Annotated in this window: 20 protein-coding genes; 10 read left to right on the top strand and 10 right to left on the bottom strand. The window is 62.0% G+C overall.

The window, feature by feature from the left end:
- Positions 1-26 precede the first annotated feature (26 nt).
- From ssuD to NKI01_RS07350, 4 genes are all read left to right on the top strand, one after another.
- Positions 27-1,202, top strand: coding sequence for an FMNH2-dependent alkanesulfonate monooxygenase (ssuD, locus tag NKI01_RS07365; RefSeq protein ID WP_352754274.1), 1,176 nt, complete (start codon positions 27-29; stop codon positions 1,200-1,202).
- On the top strand, positions 1,199-2,617 hold the full coding sequence (locus NKI01_RS07360) for an FAD/NAD(P)-binding protein (RefSeq protein WP_352962449.1): 1,419 nt from the start codon (positions 1,199-1,201) through the stop codon (positions 2,615-2,617). The genes ssuD and NKI01_RS07360 overlap by 4 nt, the downstream gene beginning before the upstream one ends.
- Positions 2,618-2,644: 27 nt before the next feature.
- A complete protein-coding gene (locus NKI01_RS07355; RefSeq protein ID WP_352754276.1) occupies positions 2,645-3,163 on the top strand; it encodes a flavin reductase family protein in 519 nt (172 codons plus the stop codon).
- A 418-nt stretch (positions 3,164-3,581) separates the two neighbouring features.
- Complete coding sequence (locus tag NKI01_RS07350) at positions 3,582-3,845, top strand: hypothetical protein (protein ID WP_023719439.1); 264 nt, start codon at positions 3,582-3,584, stop codon at positions 3,843-3,845.
- A gap of 1,363 nt (positions 3,846-5,208) precedes the next feature.
- Here the strand turns inward: NKI01_RS07350 and NKI01_RS07345 are convergent.
- Both NKI01_RS07345 and NKI01_RS07340 read right to left on the bottom strand, forming a co-directional pair.
- Positions 5,209-5,826 (bottom strand): cupin domain-containing protein, encoded by a 618-nt coding sequence (locus tag NKI01_RS07345; RefSeq protein WP_352962446.1) that lies wholly within the window; start codon positions 5,824-5,826, stop codon positions 5,209-5,211.
- Positions 5,827-6,927: 1,101 nt separating this feature from the next.
- Positions 6,928-7,113, bottom strand: coding sequence for a hypothetical protein (locus tag NKI01_RS07340; protein WP_352482421.1), 186 nt, complete (start codon positions 7,111-7,113; stop codon positions 6,928-6,930).
- 134 nt (positions 7,114-7,247) lie between these two features.
- Here NKI01_RS07340 and NKI01_RS07335 point away from each other — a divergent pair, with 134 nt between their 5' ends.
- Positions 7,248-7,799 carry a group I truncated hemoglobin gene (locus NKI01_RS07335; RefSeq protein WP_352848019.1) on the top strand — a complete coding sequence of 184 codons (552 nt, stop codon included), beginning with the start codon at positions 7,248-7,250 and terminating at the stop codon, positions 7,797-7,799.
- A 127-nt stretch (positions 7,800-7,926) separates the two neighbouring features.
- Here the strand turns inward: NKI01_RS07335 and NKI01_RS07330 are convergent, their stop codons facing one another.
- From NKI01_RS07330 to NKI01_RS07300, 7 genes are all read right to left on the bottom strand, one after another.
- Positions 7,927-8,778 carry a transglutaminase-like domain-containing protein gene (locus tag NKI01_RS07330; protein WP_352547875.1) on the bottom strand — a complete coding sequence of 284 codons (852 nt, stop codon included), beginning with the start codon at positions 8,776-8,778 and terminating at the stop codon, positions 7,927-7,929.
- A gap of 88 nt (positions 8,779-8,866) precedes the next feature.
- On the bottom strand, positions 8,867-9,748 hold the full coding sequence (locus tag NKI01_RS07325; RefSeq protein ID WP_352962442.1) for a transglutaminase family protein: 882 nt from the start codon (positions 9,746-9,748) through the stop codon (positions 8,867-8,869).
- Positions 9,749-9,821: 73 nt separating this feature from the next.
- Positions 9,822-10,415, bottom strand: coding sequence for an SOS response-associated peptidase (locus tag NKI01_RS07320; protein WP_352852428.1), 594 nt, complete (start codon positions 10,413-10,415; stop codon positions 9,822-9,824).
- Between the two features lie 79 nt (positions 10,416-10,494).
- Positions 10,495-10,752 carry a hypothetical protein gene (locus NKI01_RS07315; protein WP_023719431.1) on the bottom strand — a complete coding sequence of 86 codons (258 nt, stop codon included), beginning with the start codon at positions 10,750-10,752 and terminating at the stop codon, positions 10,495-10,497.
- 277 nt (positions 10,753-11,029) lie between these two features.
- Complete coding sequence (locus NKI01_RS07310; protein ID WP_352962439.1) at positions 11,030-11,413, bottom strand: hypothetical protein; 384 nt, start codon at positions 11,411-11,413, stop codon at positions 11,030-11,032.
- A gap of 673 nt (positions 11,414-12,086) precedes the next feature.
- Positions 12,087-12,287 carry a CsbD family protein gene (locus NKI01_RS07305; RefSeq protein WP_352962436.1) on the bottom strand — a complete coding sequence of 67 codons (201 nt, stop codon included), beginning with the start codon at positions 12,285-12,287 and terminating at the stop codon, positions 12,087-12,089.
- Positions 12,288-12,490: 203 nt separating this feature from the next.
- Positions 12,491-13,774 carry an ROK family transcriptional regulator gene (locus NKI01_RS07300; RefSeq protein WP_352962433.1) on the bottom strand — a complete coding sequence of 428 codons (1,284 nt, stop codon included), beginning with the start codon at positions 13,772-13,774 and terminating at the stop codon, positions 12,491-12,493.
- A 197-nt stretch (positions 13,775-13,971) separates the two neighbouring features.
- Between NKI01_RS07300 and NKI01_RS07295 the strand changes: the two genes are divergently transcribed.
- The 4 genes from NKI01_RS07295 (at position 13,972) to NKI01_RS07280 (ending at position 19,413) form a co-directional block, all read left to right on the top strand.
- Entirely contained in the window at positions 13,972-16,530 is a 2,559-nt protein-coding gene (locus NKI01_RS07295) for an ATP-binding cassette domain-containing protein (RefSeq protein ID WP_502899423.1), read from the top strand.
- Positions 16,527-17,516 carry an ABC transporter permease gene (locus NKI01_RS07290; protein WP_023719426.1) on the top strand — a complete coding sequence of 330 codons (990 nt, stop codon included), beginning with the start codon at positions 16,527-16,529 and terminating at the stop codon, positions 17,514-17,516. Before NKI01_RS07295 ends, NKI01_RS07290 begins: the two co-directional genes overlap by 4 nt.
- A 46-nt stretch (positions 17,517-17,562) precedes the next feature.
- Positions 17,563-18,564, top strand: coding sequence for a rhamnose ABC transporter substrate-binding protein (locus tag NKI01_RS07285; protein ID WP_352547863.1), 1,002 nt, complete (start codon positions 17,563-17,565; stop codon positions 18,562-18,564).
- An 87-nt stretch (positions 18,565-18,651) separates the two neighbouring features.
- The gene (locus NKI01_RS07280) at positions 18,652-19,413 is read left to right on the top strand and encodes a glutamine amidotransferase (protein WP_352860784.1); all 762 of its coding nucleotides are present in this window, start codon (positions 18,652-18,654) and stop codon (positions 19,411-19,413) included.
- A gap of 114 nt (positions 19,414-19,527) precedes the next feature.
- On the opposite strand, the gene NKI01_RS07275 is transcribed toward NKI01_RS07280, so the two are convergent.
- Positions 19,528-20,409 (bottom strand): YihY/virulence factor BrkB family protein, encoded by an 882-nt coding sequence (locus NKI01_RS07275; RefSeq protein ID WP_352493821.1) that lies wholly within the window; start codon positions 20,407-20,409, stop codon positions 19,528-19,530.
- A gap of 242 nt (positions 20,410-20,651) precedes the next feature.
- Here NKI01_RS07275 and NKI01_RS07270 point away from each other — a divergent pair, with 242 nt between their 5' ends.
- Positions 20,652-24,476, top strand: a complete 3,825-nt coding sequence (locus tag NKI01_RS07270; RefSeq protein WP_352962423.1) for a caspase family protein — start codon at positions 20,652-20,654, stop codon at positions 24,474-24,476.
- The last annotated feature ends 45 nt before the right edge of the window (positions 24,477-24,521 follow it).

Raw genomic sequence — 24,521 nt, 5'->3', positions numbered from 1 at the left:
CTCCGTCAAGTCATAGAGGACTATTCATGAGCATTGCCATTCCCGACAGGATCAAGGTCCTGTGGTTTCTCCCGACCCATGGCGACAGCCGCTATCTCGGCACCTCCGAGGGGGGCAGGGCGGTCGACTTGCCCTACCTCACCCAGGTCGCCAAGGCGGCCGACGCCATCGGCTACTACGGCGCGTTGCTGCCGACCGGGCGCAGTTGCGAGGACAGCTGGGTGGTGGCGTCGGCGCTGGCGCCGCTGACGCAGCGGTTGCGCTTTCTTGTTGCCGTCCGTCCCGGGCTGCAGTCGCCGACGCTCGCGGCGCGGATGACCTCGACGCTCGACCGCATTTCGGGCGGGCGCCTGCTCATCAACGTCGTCACCGGCGGCGACCCGGTCGAGAACAAGGGCGACGGCATCTTCCTCAGCCATGACGAGCGCTATGAGGTGACGCGGGAATTCCTCGATATCTACAAGGCCGTGCTGCGCGGCGAGACCGTTGCCTACGAAGGCAGACATTTGCGCATCGAGGACGGCCGGCTGCTGTTCCCGCCCGTGCAGACGCCGCATCCGCCGCTATATTTCGGTGGCTCGTCGGAGGCGGCCAATGCGGTCGCCGCCGAGCAGATCGATAAATATCTGACCTGGGGCGAACCGCCGGCTGACGTCGCCGCAAAGGTCGACCATGTGCGCGGCCTTGCCGAGAAGGCCGGACGCCAGGTGAGTTTCGGCATCAGGCTGCATGTCATCGTTCGCGAAACCAATGACGAAGCCTGGGCCGATGCCGACCGCCTGATCAGCCGCCTGGACGACAAGACGATCGCCGAGGCGCAGAAGGTTTTCGCGCGCATGGATTCCGTCGGCCAGTCGCGCATGAGCCGGCTGCATGGCGGCCGTCGCGACAAACTCGAAATCAGTCCGAATCTGTGGGCCGGTGTCGGCCTGGTGCGTGGCGGCGCCGGCACCGCTCTGGTCGGCGATGCGGCGATGGTGGCGGAGCGCATCGACGAATACCGGCGCATCGGCATCGATACCTTCATCTTATCCGGCTATCCGCATCTAGAGGAAGCCTATCGCTTCGGCGAACTGGTGCTGCCGCTGTTGCCGCTCGATCACGAGATCTCAACGCGGCCGACGGCCGTTAACATGGGCCCCTTCGGCGAAACGGTGGCCGGCGACCATCGCCCGTTGTCGCTGCGCGCGAGCCAGTCTTGAGCGCCAGCGAACCGATCATAGCGATTGTCGGCGGCGGCTTTTCAGGTGCGGCGACTGCGTTTCATCTGGCGCGACTGCTCCCGGCCGGTGCATCCGATATCGTGGTCGTCGAGCCCCGCGAGGGGCTCGGCTATGGTCTGGCTTATTCCACGGCCGATCCGGCACATCGCATCAATGTGCCGGCATCGAGAATGACGCTGATCTCCGGGCAGGACAGCCACTTTGCCGACTGGCTGGAGCAGACCAGAGCCATTGTAGACGATGCCGAGGCTATTGCCGCCTACGGAGCACTCTACCCGCAGCGCCGCGTTTTCGGGCGCTATGTGGAATCTCATCTCCGGCCCTTCCTTCTCAGCAAAACGATCCGCCATGTCAGGTCCGCCGTCGCATCGGTCGAGCGCACCGGCGAGGGCTACTGTCTGATCCTCGCTGATGGCGGGGCGCTCACTGCCGACGCCGTGGTGATTGCGACGACGCATCCGCCGCCGGCCTTGCCGATGCCCCTGAAGTCCGTGGCTGGCACAGCCGGGCTGGTGACCAATCCCTATGATCTCGAGAGGCTGGAAGCGATTGGCCGCGACGACCGTGTCCTGGTCGTTGGCACCGGACTGACGTCGGCGGACGTGATTGCAACGCTCGACCGCAGGGGGCATCGCGGCCACATCGTCGCGCTGTCACGTCACGGCTATCGCTCGCGCAGCCATGCAGCCTCGCGTGGCGATCCGATCGGCGATTTCACGACCCTGCCTTCACGCAGCGCAACGGCACTGTTCAGGCGCACCCGGGCAACGATCCTTGATGCCAAGCGTCGGGGCGAAGGCTGGCACCCGGTGCTCGACGCCGTCCGGCGACAGGGGCAAATCATCTGGCAGGCCTTGCCGCTCGCCGAGCAGCGCCGCGTGGTGCGCCATCTTCGCGCGCTGTGGGATGTGCATCGCTTCCGCATCGCTCCACAGATCGCGGCCGTGCTTGATCGCGGCGTTGCCGAGGGCAGGCTTGCCTATCGCGCCGCAACGATTGTCGGCGCCGAACAGGTCGACGGACGCATTTGCGTCAGGCAGCGGCTGCGTGGCCAACGCAGCCTCGTTGTCGAGGCTTTCGACAGTGTGGTCGTGACGACCGGACCGGCGCACGCCGATATCTTGCGGACCAACACGGCGATTGCGGCGCTCGAGCGGATGGGATTGGTCCGGCTCGACCCGATTGGTCTTGGTTTGGAGACCGACAGCCAAGGCCGTGCGGTCGGCACATCCGGGCGCCCGACCGACAGCATTTTCGTCAGCCGGCCATTGGCGCGAGGCAGCGTCGGCGAACTGATGGGAATTCCCGAAGTCACCGCACATGCCGAGCGCATCGCCGCCGAAATTCACAAATGGTTGGGATACCAAACGGCGTTGCGTCGCAAGGCGTCGTGAAGCTGCAAACACGATGAGGCTATCCAGATGACACTGACCGAACGCGTTCCCCTAGTGGAAACCTTAGTGGAAAGCCGGGTTCCCCTGAAATTTGCGATGCGACACCTGGCCGGAGCTGTCTCCGTGGTCACCGCAGGTGTTGGCGACGAACGGACGGGCGCAACCGTTACCACCGCCCATTCCCTATCGGTCGAACCAGAGGTGATGGTTGTCAGCATCAATCTGAACTCGTCTACCTGGGCAGCCATCAGCCGGCATCGGCATTTCTGCGTGAATGTGCTGCGTGCCGACCAGATCGCGATTGCCGACCGCTTTGCCGGGCGCGGTGGCCTGAAGGGGTCGGCGCGCTACGAGGGCGCTCGCTGGTCCAGCCTTTCAAGCGGCGCACTGGCACTCGACGAGGCGCTTGCGGCGGTCGACTGCACGGTTGAGGATATTATTATTCGCCACAGCCACGCGCTGATCCTCGGCAGCGTCCGGCATGTGGTGAGTGGAGAGCCCGGCCCGGCGCTGATCTATCATCACGGCGCATACGGATCGTCGTAAACGTATTTCGGTTCCTGGTGCTTGGCGGCGCGCTAATCTAGAATGCCTTGGAGAGAAAACAGTAAAGGCGAGGCGGGTCTTTTGGCATCCGGCCAGAACCGCAGGCTAGAGGTGATTCCCAGCCATTTTGTCGCCCGTCACAACGTTACAAAACTCATCGTAAGTAGTTGATTTTATTAGGGATACCTAGAGTTCAATCCTCTCTCGCAGCACCAGATCGTTTTCGCTAGCGCACCTTCCAAGGCCGCTTGACCTGCTCGATGATGATTGTGCACGGTTGGGGAGGTTGCCGAAAAATAGGCGCCCCGCGACCTGCCGAGTGCCACGCGCGCAGGCTTGTCAAAAATGATCGTCTTGCACGCTCACCTCCCGAGTCTCGAACGCGACTCAATCCTCTGTGATGTGATAGCTTACCGCCATGTCGGATCATATTCTGCCTGGCCAGAAGCAGCCCAAGCTGATCGTCGTCGTGGCGTTCGATCGTGGCGAGGATGGCGAACTGTTTCCCACCTTTGGTCCGGCTGATCAGCAAAGCGAGGAACGCGCCATCCGCACCGCTAAGACGCTCGCAGGGAAGCACGTTGGCGTAATCGCATGGAGCCGTGACGCGAACCCGGCGCTTGGTGACTACGGCCCGCCGACCGTGCTATTCACCAGCGGTGACGTGCCGGATATGGAGTAAATTCAGTCGGGGTCTATCTCACGGTGCTCGATGGGACGTGCTTTACAAGGATGATGAGCCTTTTTCCTCGATTCATCCTCGCCCTTTCAGTCTGCTTGATCTGTCTGCCTTTGGAATCCAAAGCGGCTCCAGGCTCCACAGCATCCCGCGATGTGCAGGAGGCCGAGGCGTGCAGTCCTCTAAACAAAGCCAACGAAAGAGTATTAAGGACGCCCGCTATTCAGGTTACGGACCACTTAATTAGGTATGGTGACCAACCTGGGTTTCTGCATCAAGAAGAGATCTACATAGGCGATATGGTATACTCACGACGCCAGCCTTTTGGGCGCTGGATCGCGACGGCACGTCCTCCGGGCAGCGACTTGAATCCGGACGGGACGCCGATAAACCGAACTTGCAGCCGCGTCGGTGAAGAGAAGTTGGACGGCATAAATACCGTGGTCATCAGATATGATAAAATGATCAACGACCAACACCAGTCGTACCGCTGCACCACTTGGCTTGAAACTCCAAAATACAGACCCCTAAAGATGGTGTGTAAAGGACCCTTTGAGTGGACAAGATATTGGTTCTACCGGACCGACATTAAGCCGCCGGTGCCACCACCGAAGTGAGCGCCTCTCGCCGTTTCACCTCTCAAGTTCCGTTCATGCCGCATCATCGCATCCGCGATGACCTCGCGGTGGCGTGTATAGATGCCGGGGCTCGACACAATTGATGCAGGCGTGCCCGAAGACGCACGGTTGATCGTTCCAAGCGATTGTGGCGGGACGGTCCATGTGCCAATTAATTGCGGTATGCCCGATTTGGAGAGCCTCATTTGAAATGCGCCGGCAAATTGATCGTCGCAACAGCACTGCTGATTGCTGGCTGTCAAAGCGATGGTAGAACCCAGTTTGAAGCAGGCAGAGCGAAACTGCAGAGTCCGGAACAGAGGCGCGCTGCAATTCAGCACTGCCTCAAAGGCGTAACATCGAAAAAGAGATGGGTTCGAGGACGACCTCCTCCCGGAGGCGTGAAGTGGTGCACCGACTTTGTCAATGCTTGGGCCACCGGCCGCTGGACCTATAACGACTATCGCAACGGAACTCCGAAGACCGGCTATGACTACAGAAGAGACAAGATCGTGAAACTTCCCGCCCCATGAGGGCCTAGACCGTCGTTGTCAGGCCTCGCTGGAAATATGAGCCCCGAGCGGGAAATGGACGGCTATGCAGGTCAGGCGAACCCAATCCGATGGCGTTGGGGTTAAAACCCAACACCCTGAACGACCCGAGTTCGACCCAGGGCAGACATTCACAGCTCGTTGACTGACTGTCTGCAACAGGTGGAGAGCGGAAGTGCCACCCCGGGAAATGTCGCCTCAGTCGAGGCGGGCCGGCGACGAGAACGGCTGATTGGCGTCGACCACGAAGATTGCCAGCTCGTCGAGATCGGTTGTGCCGGCGTTGAACACCTCCATCGGCGTGTTGGCCCCGTGTCCGATCATGGCCGTGCCAGCTTCAGCATAGGCCACTCCGTGGGGCGTCCTCTGGCCGACCTTGCCGGCCAGCACATAGAAGGCCTCTGGTCCCGAATGCGTATGGATCTTCGTCTTGACGCCGGGCGCTCCGCCGGCGCGGTTGACGCGCAGCAAATACTCGCTTGCGCTGATCGGAGGGATCGGTCCGATCTCGACGACCTTGGTTCCGCCGGTCGTAGAGCCATCCTTCGGTCCAAGCGTGAACAGCCAGACCTTGCCTGCGATCTCCGCCGCAAGCGAGGTCGGGCCCGCCGCGCTTTGGGCCTGCGCCAGCGTTGGCAGATTATCCAGCCGCCAGTACAACGGTCCGGAGGGCAGTTCCGTCACCTTTTTCTCAACCACCGGCTCGACGGCGAATTTGCTGTCTGCGGGCATTGAGACTGACGTCATCAGCCCGAAAGCACACACCGAGAATATAAGCAGGCCAATACGGTGGGCGCTGAGGGAATGCGGCTTCATGGTTGGTCCTCCCTTTTCATGGTCACCCCCTCGACCCAATATTAGCTATAGCATATGTACCGCCTTACGGGGCGGACCAAATTTCGGGCCACCCTAGTGCGCCTGCCGCCAAAGAAGACTGTTCATGATGCCAAACCGTCTCGGGAGAGTTTTCAAGTATTGGAACTAGGTCGTCGCGGTGGCATTGGCTGCGATGACGAGTGCCAGCAGAGGAACGCGTGGCTCCTCCGCGTCGTCAAATGGGTAGCCGACGGCCCCGTTTAGGGTTCGAAGCGGTCTTGCCCCCAGGCTACTGTGTCTGACGTGAGTCCAACGTCCAGCCGTCCAAAATCGGCCCGTGCATGGCAGCCAGAGCCGTTCAAGCGGATGCTCGAAAATGTCTGAGGTGCCAAGGTCGGCGCACAGCTCCGCTCGCATGCGCCATGATGCGTGCGGGGAAAGGCTTCTGGTCTGCCCCTGCTGCAGGCGGCTTAGCAAAGCTTGCAGCCGGGAACAACCACTCAACGACTCGCGTTTCTTGCCAGGGCCCGCTTCTTTTGCAACAGGGCGGCGGGCGTCGAAGGCTCGCAAATGTCGCGCCGGCGTTTCAATAGCACTCGCCTCAGCCCTCACGATTTGGCTATTTGTGAACGCGTGTTTGATCAGGTTTGCGCAGATGAACACATTGACCTTTTAAGCCTGGATGCCGAAGCCTTAGCGGTGATGATTGTCGCAATCTTCCGAAACTTGACTACCAATGAGCGCCAACTGCTGGAGGAAGTTAGGTCTCTTCGTCGCTCAAAAGGCAGAGAGAAGGCGCACTAGCTTTGCGGCGTTCCGAGGTGAATTGGTCTAATCCCGCTTTGGCACAGCCGTTTGGCATCTGAATTGCCCATTGAGAATCGCCAGAGTGTAGCCACCGAGCTTGCGAAGGGGATGGAAATGGGCTTAGCCAAAGACTTATCGGATGTCGCGCTCACATTCGAATGTCCGGATTGCTCGCATCCGGCGGTAAGAAAGGGCTCTGCACTCAGAACAATCGCGCACTTCAAATGCGACGGGTGCAACGCAAAGGTGCGGATCACCTATCCGCAGAAGCTAGCGATTTTTGAAAAGCACAGGCTATTGGCCGCAGGCGACCGCCGCCAGCGAGGCCAGGAACACTACGGTGCCCGCAACATCGATCGGGCCGATGCGGCCGAAGTGGCTTCGCGACCTCTGCCGCGTGCAGCGACGCGTGCTTAAGCCTTCCTCATCCGCGCGGCCTTCGCCCTTTTTACGCATGTTGACCGTGAGAATGCCGTCCATCGGAATAATTCGGGCGAAGGGCTCGTTTGTTCCTTAGACGATGCTAAAATATAGCAAAGTGTCCGAATGTCACTTCATGAAGCCCGCCAGACAGGCTGCGGCTTGCTCTGGCCTAACCTCGAAGGGAACCAGGGATGAAAACGGCTGTTTCAACCTCTTTGACAAGACGAAGTGTTGTTGCCGCGCTGGCGCTGGCCGCCGCGTCGACGGCGGTATTGCCCGCCGACAACGCACTCGCCCAGGCCAAGAAAACCACAGCTGAAAAAAGTCTGTATGAGCGGCTGGGGGGCGTGTTCGCCATCGCAGCGGTGATTGATCATTTTAGCGACGCCGTCGTGAAAAACCCGATCGTCGGCAAGAAGTCGAAGAACCCACAATTGCGCAAGTGGCACACCAAGAACCTTGAAAGGTTGCCCGGCCTCAAGTTCATGCGCACGCTGTGGGTCTGCGACGTTTCTGGTGGGCCCTTCAAGTTCGTCGCCACCAAGCCCGGCACGACGCCGCTCGGCCTCGAGGAGGCGCATCGCGACCTGCGGATTTCCCCTGCGGAATTCGATGAGGTCGCAGCGGAACTCGGGCGGACCCTGGATCATTTCAAGATTCCGAAGCCTGAGAAAACCGAAGTCTTGGAAGCTTTCGCCGCCCACAAAGACGAGGTCACCGCCGGCAACGTCAAGCGGGGCTGAAGCGCTTATATCGTGCGGGCGGATGCATTCGCATGGCGCCAGCGTCGCCCTGAATGCAGCGCGGCCCTGACCTCGAGATCAGATGGGCCTCGGGACATCGTCGACCCACCTCTACGAACCTTGCAGCTCAAGGTGAGAACGCGGAATTTTCGACAGACGCCAGGGAAGGTTCGGCCTGGACCTCCTCCGTCACGACTTCGAAGCGGGTAAGCCGCGAAAAACCGAAACTGGTTGAGATGGCGACGTCGGTCGCGTCGCGCCCGGTTGCCATCAATATCCGCCCGATGCGCGGGCGGTTGTGGCGAGGATCGAATGTGAACCAGGTGCCGGCGAGATAGGCCTGGAACCAGGCGCTGAAATCCATCGGATACGGCGCCGGGGGTACCCCGATGTCACCGAGATAGCCGGTGCAGTACCGCGCGGGAATATTCATGCAACGGCATAGCGCGATCGCCAAATGGGTAAAGTCACGACAAACGCCGGCCTGGTCGGTGAAGCTGTCGTGAGCCGTCCGCAGCGGGTCGGCTTTCTGGTAGTCGAAGACGATGTGATTGTGAACGAAATCGCAGATCGCCTGGACACGCGCGCATCCAGGCGCGGTATTGCCGAATTTCGCCCAGGCAAAATCTCCAAGACGATCGGTATCGCAGTAGCGGCTGCCGAGAAGAAAGACGAGCACTTCGTCCGGCAGGTCCTTGATCTTGTGCTGCACAGCCTGCTCGGCGACCGCATCGGGCTCGCCGCTATCGTAGATATCGAAGGTGGTTGAGATCGTCGTCAGGCCCGAGGGCGCCTCGATCCTCGTGCAGGCGTTGCCGAAACCGTCGACGTAGCCGCGTGCTTCGACGGGACGATCGAAATCGATGACCTGTTCCGTCAACAGATCGACCCGGCGCGATGGATGGATTTCGAGCGCCAACAGCATCGGCGTTGGCTGCGGACATTCGTAGGTGAGGGTGTAACCTGCGCGGATCCGCATCGACGCTCCGATTGTTGTCATTCAGCAACCGGGCAAACTCCGCGTCGGCCAAACAGTTCCGGGAAAACATCAGCGGATGCTAATTTTCCTACGCACCGATCTCCTTCGCCACATTCACCTCGACGGTCATTGCAAGAAAGCTCGACGCGCTTCCCGAATAACTCCCGGAAAGCGGAATGGCTTGACGAGGATGCCGGGCCACGGCCACCCTGATCAAATCCCGATTGCCGACAATGCCATTGGTGGGGTCGAACTCGACCCAGCCGGCACCCGGCAGGTAGACCTGGCACCAGGCATGCGTCGACCCGCCGCCAAGAACCGTCGCGCTGTCGCGGCTCGGCACATAGACGTAACCAGTCACAAAACGGGCGGCAAAGCCGAGCGAACGAACCGCCTCCATCATGAACAGCGCAAAGTCCCGGCATGTGCCGCGACGCAGGTGCAACGTCATCAGCGGCGGCTGCGTCCCTGGCTCGCTTCGACGGGAATACACAAAGCTCTCGTGGACGGCATAGCAAAGCGTCATCAACAGATTGCCGGTCCCCGTGTGCCCTGCGGCACTGAGGAACTGTCGTGCCCACTTGCCAACCTCGTCACTGTCATCCTCGTATTGACGTTCCATCGTCTGGGAGAGATCTGCGGCTTCGTCGGGATCGTAGGAAAACGGATAGTGAAGCGCAGCTTCGTCGATACGGAAATCGGGCGCATGCTGCGGCGTGTGGTCCAGCCGAATGTCTGTCGCAAAGCGCAGTTCTTTCGCGGGATTCTCGAAATCGATCACCGCCACGCAGTTTCCGAAAACGTCATGGATCCAGCGAACCTCTTTCGGCTCGGGATCGACAGACAAGGCGTGGTCCAGGAGTCTTTGATCGAAGCTGTCGCGCGGTCTGAACATCAGCCGATGCTCGCCGAACCTCACCGGCCGGCTATAGCGATAGACCGTCGTATGCTGGACTGAGAAGATCGGCATCAGTTTTGGTCGACAAGTTTACCTGCGATGTTGGCGCAATCATATAATCTTTTCCACGCTCATTCGATGGTTCCTACTCGGAACCTGCGCGAACTGTTTCTGCTCTGAGCGACCCTTCCGGCAGCGGCCGCATGAGTTCAGCCTCGGACTTCGTCAGATGGATCCATGCCGCCCAGTCCGATGGCCGCAGCACAACCACTTGGCGGTTGTGATATGGCGCCACGTCCGGCCCCGGATCGGTCGTCAGCATCGTGAACGTCGGCGGCTTGTTGCCGACCCCCTCGCGCCAAAGCCCGGCAATCGCCATGAACGAATGGCCATTCAGCGTGAACTTGTGCTTGGCTTTCGGATATTTCGTTCCCGTGAATTCGAAGAATGCCGACGCCGGGACGAGGCAGCGTTTGCTGTTGCCGAATTGTCGACCCTCCGAGCGAAAGTTGAATACAGGTCCGCCTTTTGGTCCGGCCGGAGGAAAGCCGAACGTCATCGACGCCAGTTCGATTGTGTTGCCGGCAGCCCGCATTACAGGCGCGGGGTCGTTGATGTGGATGTCATCCGCCTGCGGCAGATCCAGTTCGGTTTGATGGCTGGGAATATTGAGCGCCAGCAAAGCCATCATCCGGCAATACTCGGCCCAGGCGATGTGCTGCTCGTAGTCATTGCACATTAATATGGCTCCGGACGCTCGATCGAGATCAGTTTCAATATAGCGTTATCGGTTCGCGCCGATTGCTGGCGGACTTGCCCTATTTGGGCCGGCGTGCGGCGGCGATGGCCTGCAACAGATTGATGCTGTTCATGTCGGGTTCGCTGGATGCGGCAACGGCAAGTGCGGCGGCCTCGGCTATTTTCGCGACGTCGTCGCTGCTGATTGTTCCGCGCTTTTCCAGCAGATTTATAAGTTCGACAACGAGAAGAAAGGCGTTCACGCCATATCGTTCGGCTTTGAGCTCGAACTCGCCTCGAGCCAATCTCTCCGCGTCTCCTTCAGCCCGTTTGTCCATCTCGGCGTCCTCTCCTATGGCGACAAGCTGTGAACGCTTAGCACGAATGGTTTAATCCTTCGAACTGGCCGCACCTTTCGCCAGTTGCCGATTGCCGGAGCTTGGCACCGTGTCGCCGGCGGCAGGGCACGGCTTCAGCCAAGGATGAGACCTGCCAATAGAACGGTAAGGATAAGGGACAGCACGACGGCAAGCAGCCCGCATGCCTCCAAGGTGTTGGTTTGCCAAACTTTTGTCGGGCGCCTCCGGTTTGAATTCCCATTTCGCGAAACAAACTTCATCGGGCACCAGATTGGACGCGGAGCCGGCTTGAATTTGTGTAAGCGCTCGTCTTCATCTGTCCGGAACGGCAGATGCGCCGCGGCATCTCCACGGAACTCCGAAGCACTGCCTGCGCGGCGCCGGCCTGCTTTTCATCGACGCGGGCCATCACCAGAACGACACCCTCTGCGATCTTCGGCTTGCCCGGCTTCTGGGCAAAATTGGCGAAGGTTCCGAGAAGCCCGCCGCCAAAGCCGCCCCACGCCGCACCGACCAGAGCCATGCCGGTCATCCCCGCGGGATCAATGCCCTGAGCTCCAAAAGCGCTAAAACCGGCCAGCAGACCAGCCGTCGCGCCAAGTGCGGCGCCTGCGCCCGCACCTTGCCAGAGAGCGCTCATCTCATCGTTGTAATATCCAGCAACGCTGATCGGTTCATCGTTGTCATTGTAAGATCCGACCACGCTGATCTGCCGGCGACGAATCCCGGCGGCCTGAAGCCTGGCAACAGCACGTGCTGCCTGGGCATGGGAATCGAATAGTCGGCTGATCGTTTGCATTTACGCCCAAACCCGACGCTCGTTCGGAGCGTCGGGCTTCTCCTCTCTGGCTTGAACTCTTCCGCCCAGACGCATCTTGGTCGCGCCAAAGCTCACTACAACGTGAGCCAGCCGGCTACGTTCCTCAGCCGGGGCTTCGGTCCATTTCTGGAGGGTATTGCTTAGGACCTAAGTCTGATCTGTTGGGCGCAGCGGTCAGTGAGGCCACGCCGACCGGGGAGCGCTGTCGGGTCGAAGAAAAGGCCCAGATGCTACCGCAGACCCAAAAAGCTCAAAATGGCTATTACGATCACGATGGCGCCGACCAGCCAGATAATGTTGTTCATGATTACGCTCCTTCGCCTCCGGGTCGGGCACACGCCAAGGCGAAGCCCGCCACGCAAGTAGAACATTAGATATAGCTAAAGGTTCCTCGCGGGCCTCGCTGTCGAAAGAGCCCGCCGCACCATTCGGCACGGCGGGTGACTCAGAGGTTAACCCGGTGGTGGGCAGCAGACAGCGTTACGTCCAAGGCTCAGCCGATGCTTCTGGACCAGTCATCTACCTGGCGCTCCGCCTCTTCCTTGGCGATCCCATATCGCTCCTGGATACGTCCCAAGAGCTGGTCTCGGTTACCCTCGATCCGATCAAGATCATCGTCGGTGAGGTCACCCCACTGTTCTTTCGCCTTGCCTTTGAACTGCTTCCATTTTCCCTTGATTTGATCCCAGTTCATATGTTCCTCCTTGCTTCCTGCGTGTTGTGGGCCCGCACTAAAGCGGAGCGCGGACCGATCGAGCATTTCGATGTCGGTGACGAATGAAGATTAGCGGCCGCTAAAAGTTCCGGAGCCGGCGCAAAAAAGCCCGCCGTGCCCGTGCCGGACTGCGAGCTGATGTTGATGATGTCCAGAGCTTGATGCTTTCTCGCAGCGCCATCCTATCCCGTTGAAGGCGCTGAGCTTCTCGCTGGGTGGCCTTGGCTGGCAAGCCTCAAAAGGCTGCCCAGCAGCATTGTTCTGTCCTTGCCGATCATCAGCACGCCGCTGTCGGGCGCCAACAGTGCCGAGAACGGCAGCATCGCGGCGCCGATAGGCGAGGCCTCGGGGCCGAATTGTCCCGATACGATTTCCGGCGCCACGATGCCGATGGCGCTGATCGTGTTGAACTGGGTCTGCACCTTTGCCAGCAGCTCGAGATGGATCGGCCGCGGCAGGATGCTGTCGAGGACGATCGCCTCGATGTCGATGACCGAGGTGATGGCGATGATCGCCTCGACCAGCGCATTGGCACAATCGTCGATCCATTCGGACAGCGGCTCGCGCGCCCCCGGCGGCAAGGGATCCAGTTCGCGCACACGATTGATCTCGATGCCGCGCGATTTGAGATGATTGACCAGCACATAGATCGAGGCGCGATGCAGCAGACTTTGGTAACGCGCCGGCTTGGCCGCGACCGAATCGAGGCTTGAAGGCGAAACCGGCAAAGGACCGAGCGCGGCGCTGTTGCCGTGCGGACCGGTATGGACCTTGCCGCCTTGCACCAATCCGCCGCCGACAAAGGTGTCGATCGAAATATGCATGAAGTCGCGGAACCGCGCGCCGGTCCCCTGGATGAGTTCGGCGAGTGCGGCCGATGACGCGTCGTTTTCCACGAAGACCGGGGTCTTCGGTTTTGTGGCGAAGAATGTCGTCAGATCGATTGCTTCCCAGCGGCTACCGAGGTCATCGGGAAAGCCGAGTTCCTCACTCCAGCCGCCGAGGAAATATGGCGAAGCGATGCCGACACCGACGATGCTGGCATCGCCAAGCCCCTCGACCAGCTTGTCGAAATTGGCCAGCGACATGTTGCCGGCCTTGAGCACCAGATCGGGGTCCGGAAAGCGATATTCGTGCGACTCGCGCGAGCGGACCTCGCCGGCGAAGTCGACGAGCACGGCCTCCAGCGCGCGCCGGCCGATCTTGATGCCGACGCTGTAGATACGCTCCGGTGCAAGTCGGTAGAGAGTGGACGGCGATCCTCGTTGTCCGAACCTTTTTCCCACTTGCTTTACGAATCCCGACGATTCCAGCCCGTCGACAATGGTGGCGACCGCGGCCGGCGTCAGATTTGCGGCGCGCGCCAGATCGGACTTGGATGCCTCTTTCAGGCGGCGGATGGCATCGAGCACGAAGCGCTCGTTATAGTGCCGAACCTTGACCGAATTGCTGCCTTTTCCGGACAAAACCGGCGCCTCCCCATTTCATTGCCGCGGAGCTGCTCTAACCGCCTGCAGCTTTGAGGCTGCCGCGGGGTCGAGCACTTCAACTGCACCCATGCGCGACGCGACAGTGCCCTTCGGAACCATGGAAGTCAATTTTCCAGTTGCGGCATCCAGCCATTTAATATAGCAAATTGAAAAAACAGGACCAGGGAGGAAGGGTGCTGCACTTGGGCGCATTAGGCGAAGCCGATGCCATGGTGAAGAGTGACGTGGCTGTCCCCGTTGCCCTGGTTCAGGCGACAAAGGCCTTCGGCGGCACGATTGCCCTCAAGGACGCGTCCTTCGAATTGCGCCCAGGCGAGGTGCTGGCTCTGCTTGGCGAAAACGGCGCCGGCAAGAGCACCTGCGTGAAGCTGCTGGCCGGCGTGTATCTCCCGACCGGCGGCCATGTCGAAGTCGATGGCGAGCCTGTGGTCTTCCATTCGCCGCACGACGCCCAGGCTGCCGGCATCTCGGTCATGCACCAGCACCCCGGTCTTTTCCCGGATCTTTCGGTGGCGGAAAACATCTATCTCGGCCATATGCCGCGCGACCGCTTCGGCGGCATCGACAACGCCGCCATGCTTGCCGGTGCGCGTAAGGTCCTGGCGACAGTCGGCCTCGACGTGCCGGCCGAAACCCGGCTCGGGATGTTGCGCACCTCTGAACAGCAACTGGTCGAGATCGCCCGCGCCCTGTCGCTCGACGCGCGGGTGCTGATCATGGACGAGCCGACGGCCGCCCTGTCGCAGCGCGAGGTCGAGCGGCTGTTCACCGTCGTTGCCGACCTGCGGCTGCATGGCGTGGCGATGATGTTCGTCGGCCACCGTATGGACGAGATCTTCCGCATCGCCGACCGCATCGCGGTGTTGCGCGACGGGCGCCTCATTGGCGTCAAGCCGAAGGCCGAGCTTGGCCGCGCCGCCGCCATCGGCATGATGGTCGGCCGCGAGGTGACCGACCTCTATCCGCAACGAAACCACGCAACCGGCGCGCTGGTGCTGGAGGCGAGGGGGCTTTCGCACGCCGGCGGCTTTTCCAACATCGACCTCAAGCTCCACGCCGGAGAGGTGCTCGGGCTCGGCGGCCTGGTCGGCAGCGGGCGGACCGAGATCGCGCGCGTGCTGTTCGGAATCGACCAGCCCGATGCCGGCGAAATCCTGATCGACGGCGAGGCCGTGCACTTTGCATCGGCACGCGACGCCATGGATGCGCGCATCGCCTATGTCTCGGAAGACCGCATGGGCCAGAGCCTGGTGATGGATTTTTCTATCCTCGACAACGCCGTGCTGCCCGTCCTCGACAAGGCAGCCCGCTCCGGCTTCTACGGCACGGACCGCGCGATCGATCTGGTTTCGGACTGGCTGAAGCGCATGAAGCTTCGCTTTTCCGGCTACGCGCAGCCGGTGAAGGAACTGTCCGGCGGCAACCAGCAGAAGGTGGTGTTGGCCAAATGGCTGCGCACCGAGCCGCGCGTCCTCATCCTCGACGAGCCGACGCAAGGCATCGATGTCGGCACCAAGGCGGAAGTGCATGCGATGATCGCCGACCTTGCCGCGCAGGGCATGGCCATCATCCTGATCTCCTCCGAAATGCCCGAGCTCATCGGCATGTGCGACCGCATCATCGTGCTGCGCGAAGGCCATCGGACGGCCGAATTTACCAGGGGCGAAGCCACCCAGGAAAAGGTGCTGGAAGCAGCGACGAAGGCCGGTGAAAGCGCCGACCCGGCAGCACAGCCTGCCAGCGAGGAGAAGAGAAAAGGACCGCTCGACATACTGAAGCGGCGGGAGTTCGGCCTGCTCGCCGCGATGCTGGCGGTCGCTATCCCGGTCACCATCATCAACCCGCGCATGGTGAGCGCGGCAAACCTGACCGCCGTGTCGATGGATGCCGCCCTGCTCGTGGTTGCAGCGCTCGCGCAGATGCTGGTGCTGATCACCCGCAACATCGACCTTTCGATCGCCGCGGTGATCGGCTTGTCGGCTTACATGGCGGCGAGCATGGTCCAGGCCTATCCAGGGCTCGACATCGGCATCGGCCTGATGACCGCATGCGCGGTCGGTGGTGTCGCTGGCCTGATCAACGGCCTTGTCGTTACCAGGGGAAAGATCCCGGCGATCGTCGTCACGCTGGCCTCGATGTCGATCTTCCGCGGCTTCAACTCGATCTGGGCAGCCGGCGACCAGATCAGCGCCGACGAAGTCACGCAAGCCTGGCTCGACATGACCGGCCTGAAGATCGCCGGCGTGCCGCTGATCGTCATTATCGCGATCGTCATCCTGTGCCTGGGTTATGTGCTGCTCTATCGCACCGCCATCGGGCGCGAACTGTTTGCCGCCGGCTCCAATCCCGACGGCGCACGTCTTATCGGCATCCCCGTCGACCGGCGGATTCTGCTGGCCTTTGGCATGGCCGGCCTGCTCGGCGGCCTGTGCGGTGCGCTGTGGGCATCCCGCTATGCGACCATCGATGCCCGCGTCGCGCTCGGTTTCGAACTCACCGTGATCGCGTCGGCGGTGGTCGGCGGCGTCGCCATCCGCGGTGGTTCGGGCACGCTGCTCGGCATCATCCTCGGCGCGCTCACGCTGCTCGTCATCAAGAACGGGCTGACGCTGGTGCGCGTCGACCCGCTGTGGCTGCAGGGCGTCTACGGCCTGGTGATCCTGGTCGCCATCGGCATCGACACGTTCATCGTGCGGCGTGCCGAGCAGGCAAGACAGGCGAGGGCGCGGTGAGAAAGTTCCTCCGTTCGATCGACTTCTGGGATCTGCTGCTGGCGACCTCCTGCGTGGCCATCTTCCTCTACGCGGCGATCTTCGTGCCGAATTTCGTCTCCGGCTTCAATCTCTCGCAACTGGCCGCCAGCGCCTCGGAAAAGGCATTGCTGATCCTGCCGATGACGCTGCTCATCATCACCCGCGAAATCGACCTGTCGATCGCCTCGGTGCTGGCGCTGACGTCCGTCGTCTTTGGCTTGCTGGTCCAGGCCGGCGTGCCGACGCTTGCCGCAATCCCGCTGACGCTCGTCGCCGGCGGCCTGCTCGGCGCTTTCAACGGCTACCTGGTCTCGGGCCTTGGACTGCAGTCGCTGGTGGTGACGCTCGGCACGATGGCGCTCTATCGAGGTATTGGCTACATCCTGCTCGGCACCGGTTCGGTCAACATCCTGCCGCCCGCGGTCGTGGATTTCGGCATCAACAATCTGCCGGGCACCGAGATACCGTGGACCATCGTCCCCTTCCTGGCGCTGGCGCCGGTGTTTGCGGTCGTGCTGCAGAAGACGCCGACCGGCAAGCGCATCTACGCGCTCGGCGGCAGCCCCGAGGTGGCGCGCTATTCCGGCATAAACACGCGCCGGATGGTGCTGAACCTGTTCGTCGTCTCGGGCGTCGTCGCGGCGATAGCCGGCATCGTCTATACCGCGCGCCTGTCCAATGCCCGCGCCAACAATGCGCTCGGCATGGAGCTCGACGTCATCACCATCGTGCTGCTCGGCGGCGTCAGCGTCTTTGGCGGCAAGGGCCGCCTGACCGGCGTCATGCTGGCGTTGGTCCTGATCGCCATCATCCGTAACGTGCTGGCGCTGAACCAGATCGGCGGCGACGCGCAGGGCATGATCATTGGCCTGCTTCTGATCGGCTCGCTGCTGGTCGGCAATTACTGGCGCTCCACACAGGAGCTGCTCAGCAGATCCCGCGCAATGCGCGAGACAAAGGGGTGATCTCGGGCCCCTTCCTTTAAGCCCGAATTTTGACGGAGGAGTCACAATGAAAGCGTTTAGATTAGCCCTGCTCGCATCCGCGGTTCTGCTCGCGCCAACCTCGCTGGCCTTCAGCCAGGAATGCGCCAAGGAACCCGTAACGGTCGGTTTCCTGCCCAAGCTCGACACAGACCCCTACTTCAAAGTGGCTTTTGGAGGTGCACAAGAGGCAGCCAAGGAAATTGGCGGCACCGCTACCCAGGTCGCCCCATCGCAGGCGACCGCCGAGGCGCAAATCGAATTCATCAACAGCCTCGTGTCGCAGAAGGTCGGGGTCATCGCAATTGCCGGCAACGACGCCAATGCCGTCGCGCCGGCGCTGAAGCGCGCCGTTCAGCAGGGCGTCAGGGTGATTTCCTATGACTCCGATGTGGCCGCCGATGCTCGCGCGGCATTTGTCAATCAGGTCAAGGGCGACAGCCTCGCAGAAATGATGCTGGAAAGTGCATTCGCCCTCAGCGGCGGTGAAGGCGAATTCGCGATCCTGTCGTCGACGCCGACGGCGACCAACCAGAACGCCTGGATCGACTTCATGAAGGCGAAGATGGCCGCCGAGCCGAAGTTCTCCAAAATGAAGCTGGTGCAGGTGGCCTATGGCGAAGAAAGTGAACAAATCAACCAGCAGCAGGCGCTGGCGCTGGTCCAGGCGTTTCCCGATCTCAAGGTGATCATCGTCCCGGCAGGCATCGGCCTTCCGGCGGCCGCGCGTGCGCTCGAGGAGGCGGGCATGATCGGCAAGGTCAAGCTGACCGGCCTCGCGCCGGCTACTCTGATCTCGAAATACATCAAGGACGGGGCGGCCCAGGATATCTGGTGGAACGTCACCGATCTTGGCTATCTTACCTACCAGACGGCCCAGGCGCTTGCGCAGTGCAAGATCACCGGAAAGGAGGGTGAGAAGTTCACGGCAGGCAGGCTCGGCGAATACACGATTGGCGCCAGCGGCGAACTGATCCTTGGTCCGGCCAAGATCGTGACCCCTGAAAATCTGGCCGAGTTCAAGTTCTGATCCTTAAGAGCTCTAACTCTGGGGGGGGCGCGGGTCCATCCGGCGCCCTTCCTGAACCTCTCGAATCAAAACAGTGCGGGGGCGGCAATGAAGATATTGCTTGCAGGCGAAACCTTTGCGGCGACGACGTCGGTCGCCATCGGTAGCGATGTGCTTACAAGTGCGACCTCGACAAATGGCGCGACGGCCTTCAATGCCGCGCTGGCCGATGAGCGCATCGCGGTCACGCAGATCGGCGGCGAGCGTTGCGGCGCGGAGTTTCCCTATGACCTCGATGCGCTCGCCCAATATCGGGCGGTGGTGATCTCCGACGTCGGCGCCCTGACATTGCTGGTGACGCCGGATGCCCGCGCCGGGCGTGTCGGCGTCAACCGCCTCGATGTGCTCAAGGCCTATGTCGAACGTGGGGGCGGGCTGATGCTGGCCGGCGGCTATATGGGTTTTCAGGGCATGTTCGGGACGGCGCGTTTCCACGACACCCCGGTCGAGGACGTGCTGCCGGTCCGTTGCCTCCCCTACAGCGACGGCATGGAGGTCCCGCAAGGCCTGCAGACCTCCATCCTGCAGTCATCCCACCCGATTTTTTCCGGGGTGGAGGGGCCGTTGCCGCCGATCCTCGGCATGAACAAGCTGGAATTCAGGCACGACGGTTCGTCCCGGCTTCTGGCGACCTGCCACCACCGCGGCACCGACTGGCCGCTCCTTGCCGTCGGTAGCCATGGCCGCGGCCGCACGATTGCCTGGGCAACAGATATCGGCCCGCATTGGCTCTCGCAGAATTTCCTCGGATGGCCGTTCTACGGAAAACTGATGGCGAACATGGTCCGTTGGCTCGCCGGCAATGAATGAGAAAGCTGGACACCAGGTTTGACCGATGCAGTTCGCCTGCCGGCGCGGCCGATGCCGCGCGAGGCGCCGGTGACAGGCACCACCTTGCCGGCCAAGTCGAATTTCGGCGTGAACTCATTTGTCATGCGATTCCACCTTGTTCTTCAAATCGGACCGGCTGCCGTGCCGAACCGAATAGGCTCGCGTGAATTCGGCGCCCAGCAGAAATATCTCGGCCGAATAGTAGACCCACAACAGCACGACGAGCAGGGCGCCGGCCGCGCCGTACGACGATGCGAAAGCGCTGGTTCCGATATACCAGCCAATCAGCGACTTGCCGATGGTGAACAGAAACCCGGTGACGACGGCGCCAAGGCCGACATCGCGCCATTGCAGACTGCGGTCGGGCAGCACCTTGTAGATCGCGGCAAACAGCAGCGCGATCAGGGCAAACGAGACAATCCCGTTGACCGCGCTCAGGATGATGGTGCCGAACGGCAGATAGGCGTTGATGACGTCTCCGAGCGCCGAAATCGCGGCGCTTACAACCAAGGACACCAGGAGCAGGAAACCGAGAGCGGCGACCAGGCCCAGGCTTGCAATGCGTGCCCGCACCAGCCGTGAGATCGTTGCTGCCCTCGGTTTGACTTTCCAGATTTCGTTCAGCGCCAGCTGCATTTCGCCGAACACGCCGGATGCGGCGACGAACAGCGTGACCAGCCCCAGAATGCTGGCAAGGGTTCCCGCTTCCTTCTGCGAAGCGTTTTCGATCGTCGCCTGCAGCAGCTCGGCACTTTGCGGTCCCATCAGGCCGGCGATCTGTGCCGAAAGGGCGAGTTGTGCCGCCTCGTGCCCGAAGGCCATGCCGGCGATAGCGACGACGATCAGCAGGATCGGCGCAAGCGAGGTCGTGGCATAAAAAGCTATCGCCGCCCCATGGCTCAGCGCATTGTCATCGATGAAGCCGAGGACGCTCTGCTTGAGGAGCCTCCAGCTCTCTGCTGCCAAATTCCACATGTGGGCCTCGCATGCTGTCAACAAACAAGTAGCGGCGGCGCAGCGCTGGGCGAGGGAGGGGCGCGAAGATCGCAACGGAGCGGCACGACAGGCCACGACAAGAACACCTCTTGCCCGAACACTTGCCAAGCGCCGGCCATCATGATGCCATGGCGCTGTGGAAGATTGCACGCTGGGTTGGGGTGGGCGATGTTGTTTCCAGGTGCAACAGGGCGCATAGGCGTGGCGTTTGCCGCGCTGCTTTGTGCGCGCTGGTTCCTGCTCGGGGCGAGGAGCCGAAGGCGCTAAAAGGCGTCGCGCTCGTCATCGGGCAGTCCGACTATGAGCATGTCGGCAAGCTGCCCAATGCGGAAAACGACGCCCGCGCCATCGAGGAGATGTTCGACAGGCTCGGCTTCGAAACCGATGTCGCGACCAATCGCGACGCACGCAAATTGCGGCGCGACCTCGAAGGCTTCGTCGACGATGCCGAGGGTGCCGACGTCGCCATTATCTACTATTCCGGCCACGGCATCGAAGCCGGTGGCGAGAATTTCCTGGTGCCCGTCGATGCCGACATTGCGGCGCTCGAGGATGCCGGCGAGAAGCTGGTCCCGCTGTCGTCGATCGTGGCCGAACTGAAGGCCAAGGTGCCGGTCACCATCGTGCTGCTCGATGCCTGCCGCAACGACCCGTTTCCGCCGGGCACGCTTTTGAAACTCAAGCCGGGTGAAGCGGGCAAGCCGATCGGCGCCGGCGGCCTCGGCGAAACGCGCAGCGTCGTGGCGCTGAACGACAGCGCGCCGGCCAAGGGTTCGGCCGACGACAGCGGTTCTGGCAACGACAGCTTGGGCCAAGTCATCGGCTTTGCCGCCGAGCCCGGCAAGGTGGCGCTCGACGGTCCCGCCGACGGCAACAGCCCCTACGCGGCAGCCATATTGCGTCACATCGACACGATGGGCGGCGAGGAATTCGGCACTGTGCTGCGCATGGTCGGCGAGGAGGTCTATCTCAAGACCGGCGGCCGGCAGCGGCCCTGGGTCAATGAGAGCCTGCGCCGGCTGCTCTATTTCGGCACGCCCGCCGAGGTGCCGAAAGGCGAGGAGGGCGAGATCCTCACAGAGCGCCGCCGGCTGCTGCTGACGATCTCGACGCTGCCCGACCCGCAACGCCGCCAGATCGAGACGATCGCCCGCGACGGCGGCGTACCGATGGACGCGCTCTACGCCATGCTGAAGACGCTGGGCACCGAGACACCCAGGGATGCAGCCGAACTCGACACATTGCTGCGCGGCCAGACCGAGCGGCTGAAACAGGTACTGGCCGAGCAGGCGACGCTGAAGAGCCAGGATCCGGAAATCGTCCGGCTTTCAAAACTGGCCGAACAAGCGGTGCAGGAAGGCGCGCTGGAAGCAGCGCAGAAAATCCATGAACAGGCCAAGGCCCGCGTTGGCGAACTGTCGAAGACCGTCGACCAGGCTGAAGCCGACCTCAAGGCGCGTCGTTTCGAGTTTGCCGAGGTTTTCGGCGACAGCGCCAAAACCTACGAAATCTCCTTCAGCTATCAGGCGGCAGCCCAGGACTATGCCAAGGCCTATGAGCAGGTCGAGAAATGGGACGACCATGAAGCCTGGTTCTACAAGGCAGCCGAGGCCCAGGCGCTCTCCGCGCATGGTTCTTTCTCGGGCGACAACGCCTTTCTGGTGCAGGCGGTCGCTGCCTATGAAAAGGCGCTGACCTATGTGTCGCGCGAAAACAGCCCGCGGCAATGGGCGGCCACGCAAAACAATCTCGCCACCACACTGTCGACGCTGGGCGAGCGCGAGGCCGGCCGCGAAGACCTCGACAAAGCGGCAGCCGCCTTCGATCAGGCGCTGAGCGTCTACACGCGCGACGCCAATCCGGACGACTGGGCCTCGACGCTAGGCAATCTCGGCACCGTCTATTGGCGGCTCGGCCAGCGCGAGAACGGCACGACGTTGCTCGACAATGCCGTTGCCTCGTTCCGCGCGGCGCTCGAGGTGCAAGTGTCGAAAAAGCTGCCGCTCGAATGGGCGGCGACTGAGAATAATCTCGGCATCGTGCTCTCCGAACTGGGTGAGCGCCAAGCCACCAGCGACAGCTTTCGCGCCGCCATCGAAGCGCATCGCGCCGCGCTGACCGAATACCGCAGGGAGCGCGGGCCGCTCGACTGGGCGTTGAGCCAGGTCAATCTCGGCGCGGCCTTGTTCCGCCTCGGGGAGCGTGAACAAGACGTACCGACGCTTGAGCAGGCCGTTGCCGCCTATCAGGCGGCGACGGAGGAAATGACGCGCGAGCGCGCGCCGGCGCAATGGGCGACGATCCAGAACAATTTGAGTTCGGCGCTGGAATCGATCGGCCAGATCAATGGCGACATTGCTACGCTTCAGCGTGCTCGGGAGGCGGCAGAGGCCGCACTGACGGTGTGGACGCGCGACCATGCGCCGGCCAGCTGGGCAAACGGCCAGTTGACGCTTGGCAATGCCTTGCAGCGTCTCGGCGCCAGGCAGGCCGGCAATGACGCGCTGCTCAAGGCGGTCGCTGCCTATGAGGCCGCACTTTCTGAATATCCGCGCGAAAAGCTGCCGCTCGACTGGGCTTCGTTGAACCAGAATCTGGGCTCGGTCTATGCGACGCTTGGCGATCGGGACACCGGCATCGACTATCTCCGGAAGTCGGCGTCCGCCTATCGCGAGGCCTCGCAGGTCTATACCGTCGCCGCCGCGCCGCTCGAATTCGCCTCAATAGAGCACAGTCTCGGCAACTCGCTGTCGACCTGGGGCGACCGTGCTCGCGACAAAGCGGTCCTTGAAGAAGCGGTCGCCGCCTATGATGCAGCGCTCACCGTGCGAACCAAGGAGAGCGCCCCGAAGGACTGGGCGAAGACGCAGTACCGGCTGGGCGCAGCACTTTCCATGCTCGGCAAGGCCGATGGCGGTTCGGACGAGGCGCTCCAGCGCTCGGCGGTGGCCTATCGCGCGGCGCTCGAAATGCAGAGCCGTGACAGCGACCCCGACGCTTGGGCGGCAACGCAATGGGGTCTCGGCCATGTGCTCCTGGTTCTGGGCGACCGCACGCAGGACGGCGAAGCGTTCAACCAGTCGGCGACGGCGCTTGAAGCGGCGCTGCCCTTCTACGACCTCGCCACGGTGCCGGAAGATCACGCCCAGCTGCAGAACGAACTCGGCAGCGCCTATTATTACCTTGCCGGCAGCGCCAATGACCCGTCGCTCTACCAGAAGGCGGCGGCCGCGCATGAAAAGGCACTGGCCGTCTATGCCACGCTGCCCGACCGCTCGCTCTGGGCTTCGGTCGAAGGCGACCTCGGCAATGCCCGCATGATGCAGGCAAACGCCAGTTCCGACCCGGACGCCATGGCCAAGTCTGTCCAGGCCTATGAGGCGGCACTGACAGTGATAAGCCGCGACAGGGATGCCGACGAATGGCTGCGCAACCAGACCAATCTGGCCAGCGCGCTTTCGACGCTGGGCTACTGGCGCGACGACGTTGCCCTGCTGAAGCGTTCGGCCGGCATCTATCGTTCGATCCAGAGCGTGCGCACGCGCGACCGCGCCCCCGAACGTTGGGCCAGCACGCAGGCAAGCCTGGCCAATGTGCTTGGCATGATCGGCGCGAAAGAGCCTTCGCCGGCTTTGTTCCACGAGGCGGTCGCCGTCAATCGGGCGTTGGCAGACCAGGTCGACCGCGACCGCGACCCCGAGCGCTGGGCGAGCCTGCAAAACGAGATCGGCTATCAGCTGACGCTCGCCGGCCGCGCCGAAAACGACGTCGCCAAAATCGAGGAGGCGGTGCCGATCCTGCGCGAGGCCATCGCCGTGCAGAAGAAGATCGGTTCGGTGCCGGGCATTGCGTTCACCGAGGACAGCCTGTGCGACGAGCTTACCGATCTGGGTGCTGCTCGCAAGCAGAAGGCAATGGCCGAGGAAGCGATAGCCGCCTGCCAGCATGCGCTCGTCATCTTTCGGGATGGCAAGATGGACGACCTTGCCGCCGGCTCCGCAAAGAACCTTGCCGAGGCACAAGCGTTGCTGGCCGAATTGCAATAGCGCACAGGAAAAGGTGGCCGCGACCGGTTTCGATTGGCAAAGGGT

The sequence above is a fragment of the Mesorhizobium sp. M0815 genome (assembly GCF_040319995.1).
GTDB lineage: Bacteria > Pseudomonadota > Alphaproteobacteria > Rhizobiales > Rhizobiaceae > Mesorhizobium.
This window is presented reverse-complemented; position numbering and strand designations above follow the sequence as displayed.